This window comes from Cognatilysobacter terrigena (assembly GCF_004361065.1).
GTDB classification, from domain to species: domain Bacteria; phylum Pseudomonadota; class Gammaproteobacteria; order Xanthomonadales; family Xanthomonadaceae; genus Cognatilysobacter; species Cognatilysobacter terrigena.
This window is the reverse complement of the sequence record NZ_SELT01000031.1, coordinates 23,150-29,338: the sequence shown is the minus strand read 5'-3', so window position 1 is coordinate 29,338 and position 6,189 is coordinate 23,150. Positions and strand designations below refer to the sequence as shown.

At 67.7% G+C, this 6,189-nt stretch carries 5 protein-coding genes; 2 read left to right on the top strand and 3 right to left on the bottom strand.

The features are described from left to right. The 3 genes from EVS83_RS14060 to EVS83_RS14050 form a co-directional block, all read right to left on the bottom strand. A partial coding sequence (locus tag EVS83_RS14060) for a TSCPD domain-containing protein (protein WP_484030475.1) occupies positions 1–396 on the bottom strand: 396 nt, incomplete at its 3' end. A 110-nt stretch (positions 397–506) separates the two neighbouring features. Continuing rightward, positions 507–1,499, bottom strand: a complete 993-nt coding sequence (locus EVS83_RS14055) for a hypothetical protein (RefSeq protein ID WP_133501647.1) — start codon at positions 1,497–1,499, stop codon at positions 507–509. 214 nt (positions 1,500–1,713) lie between these two features. Then, a complete protein-coding gene (locus tag EVS83_RS14050; RefSeq protein WP_133501646.1) occupies positions 1,714–3,876 on the bottom strand; it encodes an adenosylcobalamin-dependent ribonucleoside-diphosphate reductase in 2,163 nt (720 codons plus the stop codon). Positions 3,877–4,326: 450 nt separating this feature from the next. On the opposite strand from EVS83_RS14050, the gene EVS83_RS14045 reads away from it, so the two are divergent. Beyond that, a complete protein-coding gene (locus EVS83_RS14045) occupies positions 4,327–5,757 on the top strand; it encodes a Do family serine endopeptidase (protein ID WP_133501645.1) in 1,431 nt (476 codons plus the stop codon). A 38-nt stretch (positions 5,758–5,795) separates the two neighbouring features. Then, positions 5,796–6,188, top strand: a complete 393-nt coding sequence (locus tag EVS83_RS14040; protein ID WP_133501644.1) for a hypothetical protein — start codon at positions 5,796–5,798, stop codon at positions 6,186–6,188. Position 6,189 lies beyond the last annotated feature (1 nt).

Here is a 6,189-nt window from a genome sequence, read left to right as displayed (position 1 = left end):
GAACACGGCCTTCATCTCGTCGACGAGGAAGGTGACGTCGCCGCCCTTGCGGAACACGGCGGACATGATGCGCGTGAGGCCGACGATCCACTGGAAGTGGTCCATCGACTTCGAGTTGATGAACACCTCGAACGGGCGGCGCTGTTCGTGCTCGGTGCCGGCGTTGAGCACGATGTCGTTGATCGTCACGTACATGGCGTGCTCGACCAGCGGCGTCTTGATCTTGTACGTCGAACCGATGAGCACTTCGGGGCGCTCGAGGCGCTCGTGCATCTGGATGACGTCGGCCATCTTCGGCTCGGCCGGGGCGGGCGTGGCGGCCTGGGCTTCGCGCGCGCGGTCCTCCGCGCTCACCACGCTGTAGCCCTTGATTTTCTTTTCGATCTTGACGGCCATCGGCCCGGTCCCCGTGTTGCTCGTTGTTGTCGGTAGTTGATGCGTCGCGCATGCGCCGCATCGTGGAATTGGGTGGTGCCGGCGGCGAACCGCCGGCACCGGTTCACTGCTTACAGGCTGGCGCGGCTGTCACCGCCGCGGCTGCGGCCGTTCAACATGCGCGAGGCGCCGTTGCCGCGGGACGCCGAAGCGCCGCGGCTGCCGGTCGAGGCCGAACGGCTGCCCGCGCTCTTGCGCGCGCCGCCCTTCTTGGCCGCGCCGCGCGTCGACGTGGACGAGCCGCCGCGGCCCGAAGCCGAACGGCCGCCCTTCTTCGCCGCGGTCTTGCGACCGGTCGACGAACCGCCGCGCGACGACTTCGATGCGGCCTTGCGTGCGGTCGACTTGCGAGCGCCCGTCTTGCGCGCACCCGCCGTCTTGCGAGCGCCCGTCGTCTTGCGTGCACCTGCGGCCTTGCGGGCGCCGGTGGCGCGCGTCGCCGCACCCTTGCGGGCGGCGGCCGAGCGGCGTGCGCTGGTCGCGGCCTTGCGGACGGCCTTGGTCGCGCGCGTCGTGGCCTTCTTCACCGCCTTCTTCGCGGCGTTGACCTTGCGCGTGGTGGCGGCCTTCTTGCCGGCGGCAACGCGCTTGGTCGACTTGCGACCGCCCGCGGCCTTGCGTGCACCCGTCGTCTTCGACGCGCTCTTGCGGCCACCGGCCGACTTCGAGGCCGTCGAACGCGAACCCGCGGCCGACTTCGACGCGGTCTTGCGACCGCCCGCCGACTTGGACGCGCTCTTGCGCGCACCGGTCGACTTCGACGCGGACTTCGAGGCCGTCTTGCGGCCGCCGGCGCTCTTCGACGCGGTCTTGCGCGAGGACGACTTGCGGGCGCCCGCGCGGGCTTCCTTGCGGGCGGCGGTGCTGGTGCGCTTCAGCGCCTTCTTCGCGTTCTTGACGGCGCGGCCCACCGCGTCGCCGGCGCCGCTGGCGGTGTCGACGACCTTTTCAACCACGGTGCTCGCGGTATCGGCAATGGCGCTGCCGATGTTGCTGGCCGTCTCGGTCACCGTGCTGGCGGCGTTCGACAGCGTAGCGGTCACTCCATTTCCATTGCTGCTCATCGGAATGCCCTCCTTAGGGGCGCTGTTATGCGGAATCGGGATAACGGGATGTAGCGTTATCGCGGCGAGCTATACCGTCGCTGCACACAACATGGCGTGAAAACTACGCGTACTGCATCGGGGTTTTTGACGGGATGGATGCGTTGCTGACGGAGCGACGGCAACGCATCGGGTGCCGCGCGCCGGATACGTGGCCCGGCGCGTCGGCGATGCATCAGAACTTGCCGTAATAGCCTTCCTTCAGCGCATCGAAGAGGTTGGCGGCGGTGTGCTTCTCGCCGTCGTACTCGATCTCCTCGTTGCCGCGGACCTCGATCACCTGGCCGTCTTCCAGCTCGAAGCGGTAGGTGGTGTTCTCGAGATCCTTCTCCTTGACCAGCACGCCCTGGAAGGCGGCCGGGTTGAAGCGGAAGGTGGTGCAGCCCTTGAGGCCCTGCGCGTGGGCGTAGGTGTAGATGTCCTTGAAGTCCTCGTACGGGTAGTCCGTCGGGACGTTCGCGGTCTTGGAGATCGAGCTGTCCACCCACTTCTGCGCGGCGGCCTGCACGTCGACGTGCTCCTTCGGCGTGATGTCGTCGGCCGAGATGAAGTAGTCGGGCAGGGCGGCGGCCGGGTCCTCGGAGAACGGCATGGCCTTGTCGTTGACCAGCTCGCGGTAGGCGAGCAGCTCGTACGACCAGACGTCGACCTTTTCCTTCGACTTCTTGCCTTCGCGGATCACGTTGCGGCTGTAGTGGTGCGCGAACGACGGCTCGATGCCGTTGGACGCGTTGTTGGCCAGCGACAGCGAGATGGTGCCCGTGGGCGCGATCGAGCTGTGGTGGGTGAAGCGCGAACCGGTCTCGGCGAGCTCGGCCACGAGTTCCGGCGCGACTTCCGCCACGCGCTGCATGTAGCGCGAGTACTTGGCGTGCAGCACCTTGCCCGTGATCGTGTCGCCGATCTTCCAGCCGTCCTTCTTCATTTCCGGACGCTTGCGCAGCATCTCGGCGGTGACCGCGAACTGCTCGTCCATGATCGGGGCCGGACCCTTCTCCTTGGCGAGTTCGAGGCCCATTTCCCAGCCGGCGACGGCCATTTCGCGCGCGATCTGCTCGGTGAACTCGCACGACTCCTTCGAGCCGTACTTCATGCGCAGCATGGTCACGGTGCTGCCGAGGCCGAGGAAGCCCATGCCGTGGCGGCGCTTGCGCATGATCTCGTTGCGCTGCTGCTCCAGCGGCAGGCCGTTCACTTCGACCACGTTGTCGAGCATGCGGGTGAACACGCGCACGACTTCGCGGTATTCGTCCCAGTCGAACGTGGCCTGGTCGGTGAACGCGTTGCGCACGAACTTGGTGAGGTTCACCGAGCCGAGCAGGCAGGCGCCGTACGGCGGCAGCGGCTGCTCGCCGCACGGGTTGGTGGCGCGGATCGACTCGCACCACCAGTTGTTGTTCATCTCGTTGACGCGGTCGATGAGGATGAAACCCGGCTCGGCGTAGTCGTACGTCGAGACCATGATCATGTCCCACAGGTGCCGCGCGCGGATGTGGCCGTAGATCTTGCAGGCCACCAGGCCGTCGTCGCGCGTCACGTAGTTGCGGTGCGTCGGCCATTCGCGCCAGACGACCTGCTCCTCGTTCGACAGGTCGAGATCGCCCTGTTCCTTGACGTGCACCGGGAACACCAGCGGCCAGTCGCCGTCGTTGTTCACCGCGTCCATGAAGCCGTCGGTGATCAGCAGCGAGAGGTTGAACTGGCGCAGGCGGCCGTCTTCGCGCTTGGCGCGGATGAAATCCTTCACGTCCGGATGCGAGACGTCGAACGTGCCCATCTGCGCGCCGCGGCGACCGCCGGCGGACGACACGGTGAAACACATCTTGTCGTAGATATCCATGAAGGACATCGGACCCGACGTATACGCGCCAGCGCCGGCGACGAACGCGCCCTTCGGACGCAGCGTCGAGAACTCGTAGCCGATGCCGCAGCCGGCCTTCAGCGTCAGGCCCGCTTCGTGGACCTTCTCGAGGATGCCGTCCATCGAGTCTTCGATCGTGCCGCTGACCGTGCAGTTGATCGTAGACGTGGCGGGCTTGTGCTCGAGCGCACCGGCATTCGACGTGATGCGGCCGGCGGGGATCGCACCGCGGCGCAGTGCCCACAGGAAGCGCTCGTTCCAGTACTTCTGCTTCTCGGCGGTCGGCTCGGCCTCGGCCAGGGCCTTCGCGACCCGCTGGTACGTGCCGTCGATGTCCGCATCGACCGGCGCGCCGGTCTTGGTCTTGAGCCGGTACTTCTTGTCCCAGATGTCCAGCGAGGCCGGTTGCAGGGAGATGTCCCCGTCCGCGTTCGGGGTCTTGCCCATACCGACTACCTCCAGGCGCACCGTGCTCATTCCTGCGTCATCTCCGGTCAAGGCCGTGCGAGACGGCCGGATTGTTGGCGTCGGCCGCCGTCGTGGCAGCGGCCGTAATGGGGGTGGTGTTCCACGGGGCGACACTCCGTCGAAGCGGCCGTGAAACCACTCGAAAGGGCGTCGGGAGACGTGGCCTGGAGCCTCCGCCCCAGAGCCTGTTACCTCAACCTATTCCCCGTCGAGCCGTCGTGAACCACAAGAACTAGTGGTCACGCGAAGACGTCACGCTACGCTCACGCCCCGGCGGACGTCAACGTCTTGACGGCCGTCACATGCATCGTTTTTCCCGTGTTTCGGTGCTGCGGCGCGACAGACCGACGAGCGGCACGGGAACTGTGCCGAAAGGCGGTGGTCGGTCAGGGACTTGAATCGATGCGCGTTGCCGCGACATCGTCCGATCACTGCTGTGTCGTTTTGCCGAGGACCGCGATGGCTTCCCCCCGCACCACGCTGCTCACCCTCTCGCTGGCCGCCGCCTTCGGTGGTTTCGTTGCCACCGCCTGCCGCGAGGCGCTCGACCACGAAGCGCAGGCCGCGCCCGCGACCGCCGCGGCCTTGCCCGCGATGGGCGCATTGCCCACCGCGGTCGGCTCGACGCCGATGCCTTCGCTCGCGCCGATGCTGTCGCGCGTCACGCCCGCCGTGGTGAGCGTGCATTCCAAGCAGCGCGTGCGCGTCAGCCCGTTCAACGACCCGGTGTTCTCGCAGATGTTTCCGGGCCTCACGCAGGAACGCATCAGCGAATCGCTGGGTTCGGGCGTGATCGTCGACGCCGCGCGCGGGCTGATCCTCACCAACCACCACGTCATCGAAGGCGCGGACCAGGTGTCGATCACGCTCGCCGACGGCCGCACGCTGCCCGCCGAATTCCTCGGCAGCGATCCCGACACCGACATCGCGGTGATGCGCGTCAAGGCCGACAAGCTGCAGGCGATCTCGTTCGCCAACTCCGATCAGCTGCGCGTGGGCGACTTCGTCGTCGCGGTCGGCAATCCGTTCGGCATCGGCCAGACGGTGACCAGCGGCATCGTGTCGGCGGTCGGTCGGAGCGGCCTGCCGGGGCTGGGCTACCAGAACTTCATCCAGACCGATGCGTCGATCAATCCCGGCAATTCGGGCGGCGCGCTGGTGAATCTCAACGGCGAACTCGTCGGCATCAACACTGCGAGCTTCAATCCGCGCGGTGCGATCGCCGGCAACATCGGCCTCGGTTTCGCGATTCCGGCGAACCTCGCGCACAACATCGCGGAGCAGCTGATCGCCAACAAGGGCGTCGTGCGTCGCGGCACGTTCGGCATCGAATCGCAGGATCTGAACGAACGCCTCGCGCGCGGCCTCGGCATCAGCGCCGACGGCGGCGCGGTGGTGACCCGCGTGTTCCCGGGTTCCGCCGCGGCGCAGGCCGGCCTGCGCGCGGGCGACGTGATCACCGCGGCTAACGGCCAGCGCATCAGCGGTCGCGATGCGCTGCGCAACTTCGAGGGCCTGCAGTCGCTCGGCAGCCGCGTCGCCCTGCAGGTGCTGCGCGACGGCAAGCCGGTGCAGCTGCAGATCGGCCTGCAGGAACAGGCGCGATCGGTCGCCGGCGGCGACATCGATCCGCGCCTCACCGGCGCGACCTTCGCCGAACTGCCCGCGAGCCTGCGCAGCGCCGGGATGTCGGGCGTGCTCGTCGAATCCGTCGCCCGGGGCTCGCGCGCGGCCCAGAACGGCCTGCAGACCGGCGACGTGGTGCTCGCCGCGACCACCGGCGCGTTCGACGATCTGGCCGCTTTCCGCGCCGGCTTCACACAGCGGCCGTCAGAGTTGGCGCTGCGCGTGCTGCGCGGCAATCAGCAGGGCGTGCTGCCCATGCGTTGACGCGTTCGACTTTCCACGGATTCCAGGAGACGGTTCACATGGCCACCAACAACAACGGTTCGTCCGGCGGCGTCGCGACGACCGGCACCTTCCGCTCCAACATCGGCGAAGCCGGCAGCAGCCTGAAGCAGGCCGCCGTCGACACCGGTGACGCACTGAAGAACGCGGCCGTCGCGGCCGGAGAGGAGTTGCGCGTGGGCAAGGCCAACCTCAAGGCGGATCTCGCCGATTCCGCACTCGCCAGCATCGCCGCGGCGGAACTCGCCGGCGGTGCCGCGCGCGAGCAGATGGACCAGCTCATGGACAAGGGCCGCGACCTGCTCGACAGCGCCGCGGAACTCGTGCGCGAACGTCCGCTCGTGAGCTTCGGCGTCGCGTTCGCGGCGGGCTGGATGATCGCGAAGATGGCGCGCAGCGGCGGCAACCGCTGAG